The sequence below is a fragment of the Psychrobacter sp. CX18 genome, from assembly GCF_057396215.1.
On sequence record NZ_JBXYJH010000003.1, the window covers coordinates 253284 to 268773 of the forward strand.

General features: G+C 42.5%; 12 protein-coding genes. 6 read left to right on the forward strand and 6 right to left on the reverse strand.

Translation table 11 applies throughout. The annotated features are described in order from the left end of the window. The first annotated feature begins 437 nt into the window (after window positions 1-437). Window positions 438-1349: a nitrilase-related carbon-nitrogen hydrolase gene (locus AC2SLT_RS03225; RefSeq protein WP_486546111.1), complete on the forward strand. Its 912-nt coding sequence runs from the start codon at window positions 438-440 to the stop codon at window positions 1347-1349. Between the two features lie 405 nt (window positions 1350-1754). On the opposite strand, the gene AC2SLT_RS03230 is transcribed toward AC2SLT_RS03225, so the two are convergent. From AC2SLT_RS03230 to lptM, 4 genes are all read right to left on the reverse strand, one after another. Further along, the gene (locus AC2SLT_RS03230; protein WP_486546113.1) at window positions 1755-2840 is read right to left on the reverse strand and encodes a tyrosine recombinase XerC; all 1086 of its coding nucleotides are present in this window, start codon (window positions 2838-2840) and stop codon (window positions 1755-1757) included. Window positions 2841-2920: 80 nt separating this feature from the next. Further along, complete coding sequence (gene dapF / locus AC2SLT_RS03235; RefSeq protein WP_486546114.1) at window positions 2921-3805, reverse strand: diaminopimelate epimerase; 885 nt, start codon at window positions 3803-3805, stop codon at window positions 2921-2923. A gap of 416 nt (window positions 3806-4221) precedes the next feature. Further along, window positions 4222-5562, reverse strand: a complete 1341-nt coding sequence (gene lysA, locus AC2SLT_RS03240) for a diaminopimelate decarboxylase (protein ID WP_486546115.1) — start codon at window positions 5560-5562, stop codon at window positions 4222-4224. Between the two features lie 216 nt (window positions 5563-5778). After that, window positions 5779-6141, reverse strand: coding sequence for an LPS translocon maturation chaperone LptM (lptM, locus tag AC2SLT_RS03245; protein WP_486546116.1), 363 nt, complete (start codon window positions 6139-6141; stop codon window positions 5779-5781). Between the two features lie 466 nt (window positions 6142-6607). On the opposite strand from lptM, the gene AC2SLT_RS03250 reads away from it, so the two are divergent. The 4 genes from AC2SLT_RS03250 (at window position 6608) to rsfS (ending at window position 12354) form a co-directional block, all read left to right on the forward strand. Then, entirely contained in the window at window positions 6608-7810 is a 1203-nt protein-coding gene (locus AC2SLT_RS03250; RefSeq protein ID WP_486546117.1) for an acetate/propionate family kinase, read from the forward strand. 107 nt (window positions 7811-7917) lie between these two features. Next, a complete protein-coding gene (gene pta, locus AC2SLT_RS03255) occupies window positions 7918-10068 on the forward strand; it encodes a phosphate acetyltransferase (RefSeq protein WP_486546118.1) in 2151 nt (716 codons plus the stop codon). 462 nt (window positions 10069-10530) lie between these two features. Further along, entirely contained in the window at window positions 10531-11613 is a 1083-nt protein-coding gene (locus AC2SLT_RS03260) for a nicotinate-nicotinamide nucleotide adenylyltransferase (protein WP_486546119.1), read from the forward strand. A gap of 336 nt (window positions 11614-11949) precedes the next feature. Continuing rightward, window positions 11950-12354 (forward strand): ribosome silencing factor, encoded by a 405-nt coding sequence (rsfS, locus tag AC2SLT_RS03265; RefSeq protein ID WP_486546120.1) that lies wholly within the window; start codon window positions 11950-11952, stop codon window positions 12352-12354. Window positions 12355-12554: 200 nt separating this feature from the next. On the opposite strand, the gene AC2SLT_RS03270 is transcribed toward rsfS, so the two are convergent. Further along, complete coding sequence (locus AC2SLT_RS03270) at window positions 12555-12962, reverse strand: tetratricopeptide repeat protein (RefSeq protein WP_486546121.1); 408 nt, start codon at window positions 12960-12962, stop codon at window positions 12555-12557. 341 nt (window positions 12963-13303) lie between these two features. Between AC2SLT_RS03270 and AC2SLT_RS03275 the strand changes: the two genes are divergently transcribed. After that, window positions 13304-14041 (forward strand): pantothenate kinase, encoded by a 738-nt coding sequence (locus tag AC2SLT_RS03275; RefSeq protein WP_486546122.1) that lies wholly within the window; start codon window positions 13304-13306, stop codon window positions 14039-14041. 208 nt (window positions 14042-14249) lie between these two features. Here AC2SLT_RS03275 and nemA read toward each other — a convergent pair whose 3' ends face one another. Further along, window positions 14250-15350: an N-ethylmaleimide reductase gene (gene nemA / locus AC2SLT_RS03280; protein WP_486546123.1), complete on the reverse strand. Its 1101-nt coding sequence runs from the start codon at window positions 15348-15350 to the stop codon at window positions 14250-14252. Between the last annotated feature and the right edge of the window lie 140 nt (window positions 15351-15490).

Here is a 15490-nt window from a genome sequence, read left to right on the forward strand (position 1 = left end):
TTGCTTGGTTATATAGTGATAATTTAGTTGTTAAATTATGGGTTGGTTAGAATATGAGTTAGTTAACATACGGGTCGTTTGAATTATTGGTTTAAAGTACTTGCCTGTTGATAAATGTTGACATCATCTTAGTTCAGCAAACAATGAACTTATATCCTCTGGACTAACCCTGCTGACTTGAATCGCTAAAACAATCCAACAAAGCATCCTTCAATAACAAACCATTAGATTCATCGACTTAGGCGTGATAAGCTAAAATCGTGATAACATAAAGTCGTTAAAAACAATTCTAATTTATAATACAGATTAAAGAAACAAGTTCATAGGCTTTAGAAAGTCTTAATGAAAATTAATCATTGCAAACTTTTTCGATTTATTATGTCACTTTTTAGCATATAACTTAATGAATCTAACTTACTGAGACTAACGAATTAATAATGACCTTACCTACTATTGGATGTGTACAACTCAGCAGTCAATTCGACATCGATGCTAATTTAGCTACGATTGAGAGGGCGATACGACAGGCAAAGCAGCAACAGGTACATTTACTGGTGCTTCCTGAGAATGCGTGCCGTATGGGTGGTCAGCATCAGCTAGCAGAGCGTTTTGATGAGATCTCAAAATGGTATGCTGATCTGGCATTCGAGCATCAGATGTTCATTGTCGCAGGTACTCTACCCTGCCCTTATCGACCGGATGGTCGCCTTGTTCCTAATCAACGTTTAAGGCAAGTGAGTCAACTTTTCGCGCCTGATGGTAAGCGCATTGCTCGCTATGACAAAATTCATTTGTTTAAAGCTGAGGTATCAGATAGTACTGGAAGCTATGATGAAGGGAGAACATTTGAGCCGGGGGATACCACAGTTGTGGCCCAGTGCGATATGGCCAACCTGTTACAACACGCCGAGTCCGAATCCTCCGTCAAGTGTCAAACCCATAAGGGAGTCCTGGCTGTGGGCATGATGGTTTGTTTTGATTTGCGTTTTCCTGCTTTGGCACAACAGCTTCGCACTGGCGGTGCAGATATACTAACCGCCCCCTCTGCCTTTACCTATCAAACGGGCAAAGCTCACTGGCAAATGTTATTACAGGCCCGTGCTTTAGATTCTCAGTGTTTGGTCGTGGGTTCGGCGCAAGGGGGTACCCATCAGACGGCCCACTCTCAACGGGAAACTTGGGGACACAGTGCCATTGCCAATGCCAATGGCGAACTGGTGATAGAGACGGGTGAAACCAACACCAACATAACAGAAGGCTATACGCTCATTACTGCTCCATTTGACCAACAAGCTCAACACAGCTGGCGTCAAAATATGCCCATCCATCATTGTCATAGACTACCCTAGTGATACCAATGTTGAAAAGGCATTAATACCCCATTCTCAACTCTTAACGTAGGCTGCGGCTTTAGCCCAGCATTTTAGATTAAAGGCTTTGATTTGCTGGGCTAAAAGCGCCAGCCTACAATGGGTTTTAATAAGTTGTGAAAGAGGTATTAATACCTAATCTATAAACTAACCTATCTTTGTCAGGCTCGTTAAACTTACTATTTGTACCGTTTACACTCGCCTTCCTCGACAGATTAATTTCTAGATTTGCTATCATTTTTTTTGAAATGAGTTTACAACAGTCCGTTAACTTAGAGAGCCAACGTTAAGAGCTAGTGTATAGAATTGACTTAAACAAAATAGGGTAAACAGATTAAAAGAAAGAAAAGAGAAAGAAAATAGAAAATAAAAGAAGAGAGACTATTATTTTGTAGAATTAGACGACGGATGAGAGGCTCTAGGATGGGCTTTATCATAGACCTGAGTCAGTTTAGCAAAGTCTACATGGGTATAAATCTGGGTAGTACTGATATCACTATGGCCTAACATCTCTTGCACTGCACGCAGATCGCCACTGCCTGATAACATATGAGAGGCAAAACAATGTCGTAGCAAATGCGGATACATGTTTTGGGCAATACCCGCTCGTGTCGCTGCGATTTTCAACCGCTGTTGCACAGCACGAGTAGTCAATCGAGTCCCTAATTTTTCACTAATAAATAAGGCGGTATCCCCTTGCTCCTCCCACAAGTATCGATGCGGTAAATAGGTGTTAATCGCCTTTAACGCTTGACGCCCTACAGGCACTATTCGGGTTTTATTGCCTTTACCCGTGACCCGTACTTCACCACGCTCACCCTGATCATCTATACGCAAATCAGCGACATTTAACCCGACCAGCTCACCCACCCGTAAGCCACTACTGTACAACAACTCAAACATGGCTTTATCGCGTATCCATAGCCTTGCTTGTTCTGGTGTATCGGGCATGGGCTGCTCAAGCAGCTGAGCAATCAAATCACCGTCTGCAATACTGGGCAAAGGTCGTGGCGCCCGCTTTAGCTGGTAACCCGTTGTCGGATTAATACGAGCATGACCATGATCAATCATCCAACTATAAAAGTGGCGGATGGCTGACAACTCTTGTTGCACACTGGCTATAGATAACGCGTCCCTATCCAATCGTTTACCAATAAACTTAGCCAGTTGCCTTTTGTCACAACGTGTCCAGTTCAGCTTGCCGGCTTCTAAAAAAGAGGCAAGCTGATATACACCGGCATAATAGGCATCAATCGTATGCGCTGAGAACTGGCGAACGTTCAGCTCCTCAAGCCACTGCTCAACAGGCAACAATAATGCCTCAAGCTCAGCGGACAGTTGCGCCTCTTGCTCATTATCAGAACGTTGTAGACTATCCTCACTCGCAAATGTTGACTGCTTCCGTTTATTAGACGGATATTGTGTCAAACTTGGTTGTATTGAGTTTGATGCTGCTGACCTTTTTTTCATTGGTCTTTATCTTAATATAGGATAACGAGTTGGTTTAAGGCTGATTGATATACTGGTATTTTATTTTTTATAACAAGGGTTTACGAAGCAGATGGTTTAATGCCCGCTTGAGCCATAATACCATCTGGACTAAACACCCCTTCATACACAAAGGCAGTGGGACCTGTCATCATTACAGAATAACCCGGTGACCAACGAATTAACAAGCTGCCCCCATATAGTTGTGCGCGTATCTCCTCGCCCTCATCAAGCCAGCCTTCACGAATACCTGTGGCCACAGCAGCACACGCACCTGTACCACATGCTTGTGTTTCTCCGACCCCACGCTCATAGACACGCAGACGAATATGACGCTGATTCATCACTTGCACAAAGCCCACATTAACCCGTTCTGGAAACGCAGGGTGTGACTCAATGGCTTTACCCAGTTTTTCTACCTCTGCGGTTAATATGTCATCGACCTTAATAACAGCATGGGGGTTGCCCATATTCGCCACATACAATTGAACCGGGGTGCCATCGACATCCAAATGATAGGCATTTTGGATTTTAGTAATGGCTTTTGGCGTAAAAGGTATCTCAGCAGGCTCAAAGCGAGGCTTGCCCATATCGACTTCTACCCAGCCATAATCGTCGGTTGATAGGGTTAAAATACCAGACTTCGTTTCTACTCGAATACGCTGCTTGAACGACAGCTTACGAGCTTGCACAAATCGCGCAAAACAGCGTGCCCCATTGCCACACTGCTCCACTTCGCTCCCATCTGAGTTAAATATACGGTAACGAAAATCAACATCAGGGCGCATGGGCGGCTCAACCACTAAAAGTTGGTCAAAACCAATTCCTAGATTACGATCTGCAAGTAGTGAAATAAGCTCTGGTGTCAGCTCTAAGCGCTGAGTGACGAGGTCAATGACCATAAAATCATTGCCTAGACCATGCATTTTTGTAAATTCAATTAGCATTATTCTATTCCTTAGATTTTATTTATGCTCTATCTTACCATGCAGAATATGACAATGATAATGCTTAACAACGGTTTACTAACAATAATACTGGGTATATTTTAGTCCAAATCTATAAATTAACCTATCGAGGAAGGCCAGTTAAACATAACAAAGCAGACGTTACAAACAATAGGTTTATTAGCCTGACCGAGTTTAAGTTCTGACCGAGTTTAAGAAATATAGGTTATTTTATAGAAAAAGGTTGATATGCCAATTTGCAACCCCGTCTATACGCCAGTATTTTTCAAATGTCATTAAAAAAGCCTGCAGATTAAATGCAGGCTTGATATCGGTTAATCAATAGCAACGCTTTAAATCACTACTTTTTATTTTATTAATCACACCTTTCAAAGCTATCGGGCTTTATTAAACCGCTATTCTGCCTGAAATATAGATTCTGTTTCGAACAATTGCGCCACAGTTTCACGTTGACGTACCACTTGATGTTTATCACCAGAGACCATGACTTCTGCAGGACGAGGACGCGTATTGTAGTTACTACTCATCACAAAGCCATAAGCACCTGCGCCAGTGATGGCTAAGGTATCACCTACTGCCAATGACAGTAGACGTCTCTTGGCTAAGAAGTCTCCAGTTTCACATACGGCGCCAACAATATCCCAGCTGCGCTCTTCTTTTGTCGAATCTAATATACTGGCGGGAATAACAGCCATATCTGCCTGATACAACGCGGGACGAATCAGGTCATTCATGGCGGCATCGACGATAGCAAAGTTCTTTTCCGCCGTAGGCTTTAGCACTTCTACTGATGTCAGTAGTACACCCGCATTTGCCACAATGCTACGTCCAGGCTCTAAAAATACTTTGAGACCTAACTGTTTCAGCTTAGGCAGTAAGGCTGCGGCAAATTCACTGACTTCGGCGACCTGCTCATCAATATATAGCACCCCTAAACCGCCCCCTAAGTCGATATGCTCAAGCTCAATGCCCTCACTTTTAAGGGTGTCAATCAGCTCACTCACCTTATCTAGCGCTGCCACAAAAGGATCTATTTCTGTAAGCTGAGAGCCAATATGACAGTCAATACCGATGATATTCAGATTTCCTAAACTCTTAGCAAGCTTATAAGCGTCAACAGCGATATCATGACTGATACCAAATTTATTGTCTTTGAGGCCTGTTGAGATATAAGGATGCGTTTTGGCGTCTACATTCGGGTTTACCCGAATTGAAATTGGCGCTTGAACCCCAAGCTCTGCTGCCACTGTATTTAGAGTCTCTAATTCACTTAGCGACTCCACATTAAAGCACCCAATATTCGCTTGAAGGGCTGTTTTAAGCTCTGATTCGGTCTTACCCACACCTGAAAATACAATCTTGCTTGGGTCTGCCCCCACTGCCAATACCCGAGCCAACTCCCCAACGGATACCAAATCAAACCCAGCGCCAGCATTCGCCAATACTTGCAATACCGCTAAATTTGAATTGGCCTTTACGGCATAGCATATCTGATGTGCGATATTGGCAAAACTATCAGTATAGGCGTGATAAGCCTCTAAAATGGCCTGCTTAGAGTAGACATACAAAGGCGTACCATACTGCTTAACCAACGTATCGACACTCACATCTTCAATGAACAAGGTATCCTGATCATAACGTAGACCAGGTAATTTATTAACAAATGACTGAGGGTTGATACGTAATCCAGATTCTAAATTATGTACGACTGTTGACGCGTGAGAGGTATGACTCATAATAATGGGGTATCCAAGTAAAGTTAGCAAATATTAGGACGTGTGCTTATTAGGGGCTGTATAAAAGACGCCTTAAGTGCTATTTATATATCAAATTAATACAGGTTTTAATACAGGTTAGCTATTCGTATTAGTCATTTATGCTAGTAGTGCGTACTAGTTATTACATTAATGGTCTTTTAGGTTGTTTAATTAATGGTCTTTTTGGGTTATTCCTTAATAGTCTTCAGGATCTTCTTCCGCTGCCTTTTCCACATCTCCAGAGGTGTAAGAGCGATTTTCATCTTGGGCTTTATTTTTCTTATATAAAATAAAATCGGTGTTGCTAGGCGCCTCTTCTGGTAAGTATAAAGCGCCACTTTGGCCACAAGCCGTTAGCAAACCTGTCAATAATAATGAACAAAGCCACATACCCGGAACAGAAAAGGTTGAAATTCTAAGGTGTTTCTTACCAGCTAAACGATTGCCCATTGAGCGGTTCTCAGCTTTAGCTAGCTTTTGCTTTAATACATTCTTTTGCTTTAATAGATTAACGTTTAGTAAACGCTTAGTTGAGGTTTGAGGGGGTAAACTTGGCATGGACAGACTTCCTTTGACTAACAAGACACTTCCAGTTCAATATAAACACAACTGACTGGCTATAGTAGCAAACTTATGAATAATTGCCTAAAAGCTTTTCATTTTTTAAACACAATTGCGTTGAAGTTGCTATTAAATTTAAGCACTTATCCGCTGTTTTCGTCATTAATCTAAGATATACTTGAAAAGATTTGATAGATAAGGTGTATTTAAAAGGTAAGCTTGTCATGGTGCATTCACCGCTCTATGCTATTCTTAGCTTTTCACCAACAGCTTTTAACCATTGACCTTGTACATTGCTACTTAAACAGGGCTACTTAAACATTGCTGCTTAAACAGGCTAGTTGAACATTGTAATTTAAAAGCTACTTATTCGTACACGGCTTACACTCAATCTATTCAATCTTATCAAATTTAATCTTCTTTAAATCTATTTCATTTTTTATAGATACAGTAAGGATGTAAGATGAACAATACCATTATTTCTAAACCTACCCTAGTCATTAACTGTGGTTCTTCATCCATTAAATATGCCTTAATTAGTGACGATAATCAGCATCGCATCACTGGCCTTGCAGAAAACTTAGGATTAGATAATGCCCGCATTGTTCATAAGGACCTAGACGGTGAAAAGAGTGAGGTGAGCATTCCGGGCGCTAATCATAAAGCAGCTTTGGTACGCATTATGGACTTGCTTGGCGATCAGTCTCCTATTGCAGTGGGGCATCGTGTGGTGCATGGAGGTCGAGAATTTAGCGCTGCCGTACAAGTCACCCCGCATGTCATAGAAGAAGTAAAACGTTTAAAATCACTGGCTCCACTTCATAATCCTGCCAATGCTGTCGGTATCGAGGCAGTACAATCAATTCACCCTGACCTACCGCAAGTGGTGGTATTTGATACTGCATTTCACCAAACTATGCCACCAAAAGCGTTCCGCTATGCCATTCCAAAAGAGATGTATGAAAAAGACTTCATTCGCCGTTATGGCTTCCACGGCACCTCTCATGCTTATTTATCAGAACGTGCCAGCCAATTAACAGATCAAGAAGGGCCTCATGGGTGGCTTATCGCACATTTAGGCAATGGCAGCTCCGCGACCGCGGTTTATGAAGGTAAAAGCTTAGACACCAGTATGGGATTAACGCCACTTGAAGGCCTGATGATGGGCACCCGATGTGGCGATGTCGATCCCAGCTTACATATTCACTTAAAGCGTACTTTAGGTCTGACCTTAGAACAAATTGATGCCATTTTAAATAAAGAAAGTGGCCTTCTTGGAGTATCTGGGGTGTCTAACGATATGCGTACCGTTGAAGCTATTGCCAATGACGACAGCCATCCTGATCAGCAAGATGCTAAATTGGCCGTTGAGATGTTCTGCTACCGCGCTGGTAAGTACTTGGCGTCTTTGTCCTGTGCTCTGCCCACATTGACCGGCATTGTTTTCTCTGGAGGGATTGGTGAAAATTCGGCGACCATTCGTACCGGCATTCTTGATGTTATGCGTCATTTCAACTTAGTAATAGATCAAAATAAAAATACAGCACTCTATGGCGGCGGCGAAGGCACCTTCCATAGCGAGTCTAGTCAATATGAGCTATGGGTTATCCCGACCGATGAAGAGTACCAAATTGCGCAAGAAACCAGACAAGTATTAGGCCTGTAAACCTTTAGCTGGTTAGTCAATATAACCATAAAATTGCTTTTTAATTGCTTTTTAATTGGGTGTCATAAAAATTAAATAACGATTACTGAACGACTAAGGATAATAAGATGCAAACTATTTTACTGGTCCCTACCGCCCGTGGTATTGGCCTAACCTCTGCTGGACTGGGGCTCATCAAAGCGTTAGATTATATCGGTTTAAAAGCGGGATTTATTAAGCCGTTTTTACAAGATGACTCGCATGACTCACAGCATACGCTAGATAGCTCAAGTGAGCTTGCACGCCAAGCCTTTGGTCTCAACCCACCTGACTCTATTCCTCGTGAGCGCGTTGAGCGCATGATGAATGCAGGCAATGTTGATGACCTAATGGAAGAGGTCGTCTCAAACTACCATCAACTTGAAGGTGACAACTATAGTGTCGTCATCTGTGAGGGACTGGTACCAACAGAAGAGGTCAACTACGCCTCACAAGTGAACTACGCACTTGCTACTGCTTTGGATGCCAAAGTTATTTTTGTTAGTATGGCCGATATTGAAAACCCCAAACAGCTAGCAGATAAGCTCGATGTCCATGCCCGTATATTTGGTGGCTTAACGGGAGAGCGGACGTTAGGCAGTATCCTTATGCGGGCTAGAAATGTACCCAATACCTTCGACAATCAGCCTGTGGCGCCTGGTGAAGCTACGCTTGATCCCGATGAAGCCTTTATCAAAGCCATGCAATCACACTCGCCGGGCTTTGCCACCGAAGCCTTCCACCTTATTGGCGTGGTTCCTTTCAGTAATAGCTTATCCGTTCCTCGTACTTGGGATATTGCACAAGAGTTAAATGCCTCTTGGCTGAGTGAAGGCGAGGCCAAACAACGCCGTGTCCTTTCAACCAGTCTGGTGGCCCGTACTATCTCTCGAGTCGGAGAAATATTTAAGCGAGGTACTTTAATCGTTACGCCGGGCGATCGTGATGATTTGTTACTAGCCACTGCACTGGCAGCCATCAATGAAATCCCGATGGCGGGTATCATTCTTACAGGTGGCATCGTACCGAATGACACCGTCATTAAGCTATGCCAGCCAGCATTAAAAACTGGCTTGCCAATTATGAGTGTGCCAACGAATAGCTTTGAGACTGTTGAGAAACTCTCAAATATCACTAATGAGATTCCAAAAGATGACATCGAACGGGCTGAAACTGTCACCCGCTTTGTCGCCGCTCACCTCGACTTAGACTGGTTAAAAACTTACTTCGAGCGCGACTATGAGCCTCGACTGTCCCCTTCTGCGTTCCGCCATCAGATCGTCAAAAAAGCTCAAAGTAATCTTATGCGTGTGGTCTTACCAGAAGGTGAAGAGCCTCGAACTATTGAAGCAGCCTCGATTTGTCAAAGTCGTGGTATCGCTCAATGCGTGCTACTGGGTAATCCTGAACAGATTAAACAAGTGGCTGAAAATAGGGGCGTCAAGCTGCCGGACACTATCGAAATTATCGATCCTGCCACTATTAAGCTTACCAAATATATAGACGCATTTGTTGAGCGTCGTAAAGGCAAGGCATCGCCAGATCAAGCCGCCGCACAGTTACAGGACAATGTGGTATTGGGAACGACTATGCTTCATTTAGATGAAGTGGACGGCTTGGTGTCAGGGGCCATCCATACCACTGCCAATACGGTACGCCCCGCTTTCCAGTTGATCAAAACTGCCCCACAATATTCACTAGTCTCCTCAGTATTCTTTATGCTACTGCCCGAACAAGTCGTAGTATATGGGGACTGCGCGATTAACCCCGATCCAGATGCTGAACAACTGGCTGAAATTGCCATTCAATCAGCCGCTTCCGCAAAAGCTTTCGGTATTGATCCTAAAGTGGCAATGATCAGTTATTCAACTGGGGTATCGGGCTCTGGTGCAGACGTTGAAAAAGTGAAAAAAGCGACTGACATTGTCCGTGAGCGTGCCCCAGATCTTGTTATCGACGGCCCTTTACAATATGACGCCGCTTCTGTACTCAGTGTCGGTAAACAAAAAGCCCCTAACTCTCCTGTTGCAGGTCAAGCAAACGTCTTTATTTTCCCCGATTTAAATACCGGCAATACCACATATAAAGCGGTTCAGCGCAGTGCCAATGTTGTCAGTGTTGGGCCTATGCTACAAGGGTTAAACAAACCAGTGAATGACTTGTCTCGCGGCGCATTGGTGGATGATATTGTATATACTATTGCCTTAACGGCCATCCAAGCCAGTAGCCCTGATGTCTAATAGGTTTGACTGGGTTTTATTGGGCTCTATGAGAGCCAATTAGGTTAAAAAGCGGTTTGGTGCTTAGCTCATTCACTAGCGATTAATGCCTTAAGGACACCGCCACAAGTAGTTTGCCTTTTCTATCGGTGATAGCCAACAAGGATACTGTTGGCTATTTTTTATTCGCCGCGTTTTTCACCATAAAAATGGCAGTGTTTTGATTCATGGCTTTCAAACCCTGCAAATACATATAGTATATAGCTTTAAGGGGTGTGTCAGCCTGAATTTTGTCCATTACATCTTATCGGGTTGCTTTAGCGCAATAGTCATAAGCTAACGTTAGGAAGTTTTTAGAATATAATGAGACAATACGAGAAACTATTAGGTTAAAACTTAGGCTAAATATTAAAAGCTCGGGTTTAACCGTTATTGGAATTAATCCTAATTGTAAAAAAATAGGCTTATTAATAAGAAACCTCTATGTCGCCAGATCAAACAGCTTCGACCTCTCACCCAGATTTAAATCAATCGCCCCTAGCTATTAACCTTTATCTAGGAGGTTCTTTTGATCCTGTCCATAACGGCCACTTGGCTCTACTTAAGCATGTGTATCGAAGCCTGATAACGTGTCCGCCCACTTGGCAACTGAATTCTTATCTTTCTTATTGTCATTATAATTTTCTTAATCCTTCTATTTATTCGTCTATTTATCCTTCTATTTATGATTATCGGGCTCCTCTTAAGCCCTTATTGCAGAATACGTGTCATTCATCATTTCAGGTTGCCGTTGATGCACACGTTTATGCTTATTTCCTACCAACGTCACGCTCGCCCTTAAAGCAAAATAGCAGCGACCCATCCCATCGTCTCCATATGTTAAAGCTAGCCACAGAAGTATTACAGGCGGAGAGTGGCGTATTTTCAGACTGTCAGTCTTCTATTAGTAATTCTAGTTTAAGCTCCCATTTGAGTTCTACCCATTTGAGTTCTATTAGTCACTCACCTGCATCGATACCCTCTTTATCTTTTACCTCTATTGCATCACCTTCAACTTCAACTGCATCTTCTTCACCTTCTATATCTCCCTCTGTTTCACCACAACCCTCGCCTTCACCTTTTGCTGTTAGTGAATATGAGATCTGGCAAACACCGCCAACCTATACCATTGATACCCTAACGGCACTGCGAGAAGAGAATCCGACGGATAGCATAATATTTATAGTAGGCGCGGATAATATTGACAGCTTACCGAAATGGAGAGAGGGCGATAAACTCACTCAGTTTGCACATTTATGGGTGATTCCTCGCCATAATCTTCAGACAAAAGCGGATATTATGGCTCTTTTACCGGATAGATTAAAAGCTCAGGTGACAGGCTCAATAGCGGACTTGAAAAGTCATTGCAAAGGACTTATTTATATAGATTCACAGCCTGTTCCTGCGTTATCAAGCAGTGACATCCGTCAGGCTATTGCACAGGGTAACTTTAATATTGCAAAAACAGCTTTGCCACACCCTGTATATTCGTATATCATGAAAAATAATTTATACCAAAACCCATAAATAACTAAACCCCTAAATAATCATGACAACATCACCAACCTGTCATTTAACTTTGTTAGCTTTTTAAAACAATAGTTTTGAGCCTTCTTTTTAAAACATATACGCCTTTAAGACTTTTTTTTAACATTTAAAGAAAGTCAGTGAGCTTAAGCTAGAGTTGACTCAGCTAGTAAGTGTACTGCTCCAACAGGACATGATAACTTACCAATTAAGATATTGAGCCATTATTTAACGAGAAGTTTTAGACACTAAATTCCAAATAAACCGCCTTAAACAGCAAAATACGCGTTGCGAAAACGTTATTGAAGATAATACAGACAACCTTATAGGATAACTATGACGATAGACATGAATCAAAAAACCCCAATGACCGATGAAAGACTGCAATATTGTCTTGAAATGTCGCAAGAAGCTCTAAGCGATATGAAAGCGAAAAACATTACCGTGCTCAATGTCTCAGATCTTACTGATGTAATGGATTATATGGTGATTGCCGAGGGCACTTCTAAGCGCCATGTCAATGCCATTGCCGATGAGTTAGGCGCTATTTCTAAAAAAGCGGGCTTTATGCCTCTTGGCCGTGAAGGTGAAAAAGACAGCGACTGGACCTTGGTTGATTTAGGGGCTGTGGTGGTACATATTATGACCAAACAGGCCCGTGAATTTTACGACTTAGAAGGTCTATGGTCCTCACCTGAAGAGCTTAAAAAATTAGTGGCACGTGATCTCAGTGAGCGTTAATGATTTGAGGCGCTCAATAACCCACATATATCCGTTTAGTGGGCCCCAAATGAGACTAAGATGACCCCAAAATGAGACTAAGATGAGCGACAATTGAGCCACAAAATTTAAAATATAAAAAGACGCCCTTTAGCGTCTTTTTTCGTATGTTGCTTTTTTAAAGACCTAGTTTTAAAGACCTGTTTTTAATGGACTTACTCTTAGTAACCTTGACTTTCAAGCTCTGCTAAAGCGGCGCAGCCATCTTCATCTTTTGCCTCACAGGAGAGTTCAAACCAGTTTTTGGCAATCTGATAGCTCTGTTCTACGCCATCTCCACTGTAGTACATTGTCGCGATATTATAGCTTGCCTCGCCGTCACCTTGATCCGCCGCTTTCATATACCACATGAGGGCCTTATTATAATCTTGAGCCACACCCTCCCCTGTATCGTACATTAGTGCCAAGTTATACTGAGCATCTGAATCTCCTGCCATTGCCATTTTCTCAGTCGTTTGGAAATCCAATGCATGAGCTGTAGAGATTGAAAATATTGATAACCCTATTATTAAGCTAAATAGCATGATGTTATGACGGCAAAAGCCACGGGGTAGATTAACGGTGTGCATATCTTTCCTTAAAATAGTGGATCAAAAATAAGATTTATGTCTTATATATCATTAAGTTTACCTTAAATAATAAGTTTTAAAAATAGTAATCAAAAATAAAATTCAAATAAAAGAAAACGTTAAGATAGCCCAAAATTAACTTAGAACGTGCATATTAATTTTGATAGACATTGAAATAACTTTTTAACCGTGCAACCTCCTTGAAACGATATAATCTTAAGCTTACAATACGCCAAATTTTAGCTATCAAGAGTCATCATCAATACTAGACAACCCCTATTACTTATTGCTTTAAATATGATAATGTTTAAGGTCTGTTTTAAAACTTTTGAGGAACACCTATGGCAAAGCTATGGCTTGACTTAGGCAATACACGACTGAAGTACTGGCTAACAGATGACGTTGGCCAAATTATTACCAGTGCTGCCAAACAACACCTGCAAGCGCCAGCAGAGCTATTGATAGGGCTGACAGACCGCTTTGCAAGACTGGCACCAGACTTTATCGGCGTCTCATCTGTACTGGGTGAAGCGGTCAATGCCCAAGTCTCAGAAACCCTCGCTACTTTAGATATCCCTTTTGAGTTTGTGCATGTGGATGCCAGTCATGAGCTACTAAGTAGCGATTATGATCCCGCGCAATTAGGTGTGGACCGCTGGCTACAAATATTGGGCGCTGTTGATCGCAAAAAACGTCAGTGTATCATTGGCTGCGGTACCGCACTTACTATCGATCTGACAGACCACGCTCACCATCTGGGCGGCTATATTTTTCCCAGTATATATTTACAACGCGACGCCTTATTTTCTGGCACCAAACAAATTAGTATTAGCGACGGAGCCTTTAATAGCATTCAACAGGGTACCACCACCTCTGATGCCGTCCACCGTGGTATATTGCTGTCCATCGTTGGCGCCATTAACGAGATTGCTAGACGCCATGCAAACTTTGAATTTATCCTGACAGGCGGCGACGCCTGTATTTTGGCACAGCACCTAACTCATCCGATTCATATTCGTGAAAACTTATTATTAAATGGTTTAATGCGCTACTTTGAGCAACAAACGTTTGAACCATAAAAAACAGCCTTACTGACATATCAGTAAGGCTGTTTTAGTTTATCTGTAAAGAGGTTGTTAAACAGTCTATTGAAAGTAAGGTCTCTTAAATAATAATCTATTCATTGGCAGCTTTAGGGGCTTTATGTCTTAATAGGCTTTTTGCCTCCACTACTGAAGTCTTAGCGAGACTTTATTGATATCATAGACTTCCATCTTTTATATGACTTTAATCCTTCATATAAGGGTAATCAGTATAGCCCTCTGAACTGCCACCATAGAAACTTTCAGGGCGCTGTTCATTTAAAGGCGCGCCTTTTTGGATACGCTCAGCCAGATCTGGATTGGCAATATAATCACGACCAAACGCCACTGCATCAATGACACCTGCCTCGATTAACGATTCTGCTTTATCAGCTGTGTAACCGCCTGCCGCCACTATAGTGTTATCAAAAGCGTGGCGTAGCTTTTGTCTAAATTCGGTTGAATAAGGTTGACCCCCTGCCCAGTCTGGCTCTGATAAATGCAAATACATGAGTCCTCTTTCATTAATCTGCTCAACCAGCCAAATGGCTTCCTCTTCATTATAACCGACGTCAACATTATTAAAGCTACCAAGCGGCGAGATACGAATACCAATATGATCTTTATCCCACGCTTGGACACAGGCATCAATCACCTCAAGCATCAGGCGCGCGCGATTGTCACGACTGCCTCCATAGTTATCCTCACGCTTATTGGTATGCTCCGCCCAAAATTGATGTAGCAAGTAACCATGAGCGCCGTGTATTTCTACCCCATCAAAGCCGGCTTGCTGAGCATACTTAGTCGCTTGCGCAAAGTCTGCAACTACCTGTTTAATTTCATCGAGACTAGCGGGTCTTGGCGGGGTGCTTTCAACACGAATCGGCTTACCAGTGTCATCGCGCAGAGAGGTGCGAACGCCGACATGCACATCGGACGCTGAGATTGGCGCTTTATGCTCCGGCTGCACACTTTCATGCGATACTAATCCAGTATGCCAAAGCTGCACCACCATTTTACCACCCTTAGCATGCACGGCATCAGTAATGACTTTCCACGCTGTCACCTGATCTTGATTATGTAGTCCTGGCGCTCCTGCATAGCCTTTTGCCTGTAAAGATACTTGTGTCGCCTCACTAATAATCAACCCTGATCCAGAGCGTTGGGCATAGTATTCTGCGGCCAATATGGTCGGCATATCACTTGGCTCAATCGAACGCAGGCGTGTCAGCGGTGCCATAAAGATTCTATTTTTTAAGGTTTGGTTACCGACTTTTATAGGGTCAAATAAACGAGCATAAGCCATGTTTCTTTCCTTTAAGATTTAAATGTGTGTTTTTTATTAATAGGGTCTGTTCCACATTTGAATGATCAACAGACCCTGATTGTCAGGTTATTTAATAAAGCGAAAGTTAATAAATAGTTAATAAATAGCTAATAAATAGT

What these genes read in the sequence shown, in the direction of transcription:
- AC2SLT_RS03225 (WP_486546111.1), top strand. Translation starts at nt 438, where the DNA reads ATGACCTTACCTACTATTGGATGTGTACAACTCAGCAGTCAATTCGAC.
- AC2SLT_RS03230 (WP_486546113.1), bottom strand. Translation starts at nt 2,840, where the DNA reads ATGAAAAAAAGGTCAGCAGCATCAAACTCAATACAACCAAGTTTGACA.
- dapF (WP_486546114.1), bottom strand. Translation starts at nt 3,805, where the DNA reads ATGCTAATTGAATTTACAAAAATGCATGGTCTAGGCAATGATTTTATG.
- lysA (WP_486546115.1), bottom strand. Translation starts at nt 5,562, where the DNA reads ATGAGTCATACCTCTCACGCGTCAACAGTCGTACATAATTTAGAATCT.
- lptM (WP_486546116.1), bottom strand. Translation starts at nt 6,141, where the DNA reads ATGCCAAGTTTACCCCCTCAAACCTCAACTAAGCGTTTACTAAACGTT.
- AC2SLT_RS03250 (WP_486546117.1), top strand. Translation starts at nt 6,608, where the DNA reads ATGAACAATACCATTATTTCTAAACCTACCCTAGTCATTAACTGTGGT.
- pta (WP_486546118.1), top strand. Translation starts at nt 7,918, where the DNA reads ATGCAAACTATTTTACTGGTCCCTACCGCCCGTGGTATTGGCCTAACC.
- AC2SLT_RS03260 (WP_486546119.1), top strand. Translation starts at nt 10,531, where the DNA reads ATGTCGCCAGATCAAACAGCTTCGACCTCTCACCCAGATTTAAATCAA.
- rsfS (WP_486546120.1), top strand. Translation starts at nt 11,950, where the DNA reads ATGACGATAGACATGAATCAAAAAACCCCAATGACCGATGAAAGACTG.
- AC2SLT_RS03270 (WP_486546121.1), bottom strand. Translation starts at nt 12,962, where the DNA reads ATGCACACCGTTAATCTACCCCGTGGCTTTTGCCGTCATAACATCATG.
- AC2SLT_RS03275 (WP_486546122.1), top strand. Translation starts at nt 13,304, where the DNA reads ATGGCAAAGCTATGGCTTGACTTAGGCAATACACGACTGAAGTACTGG.
- nemA (WP_486546123.1), bottom strand. Translation starts at nt 15,350, where the DNA reads ATGGCTTATGCTCGTTTATTTGACCCTATAAAAGTCGGTAACCAAACC.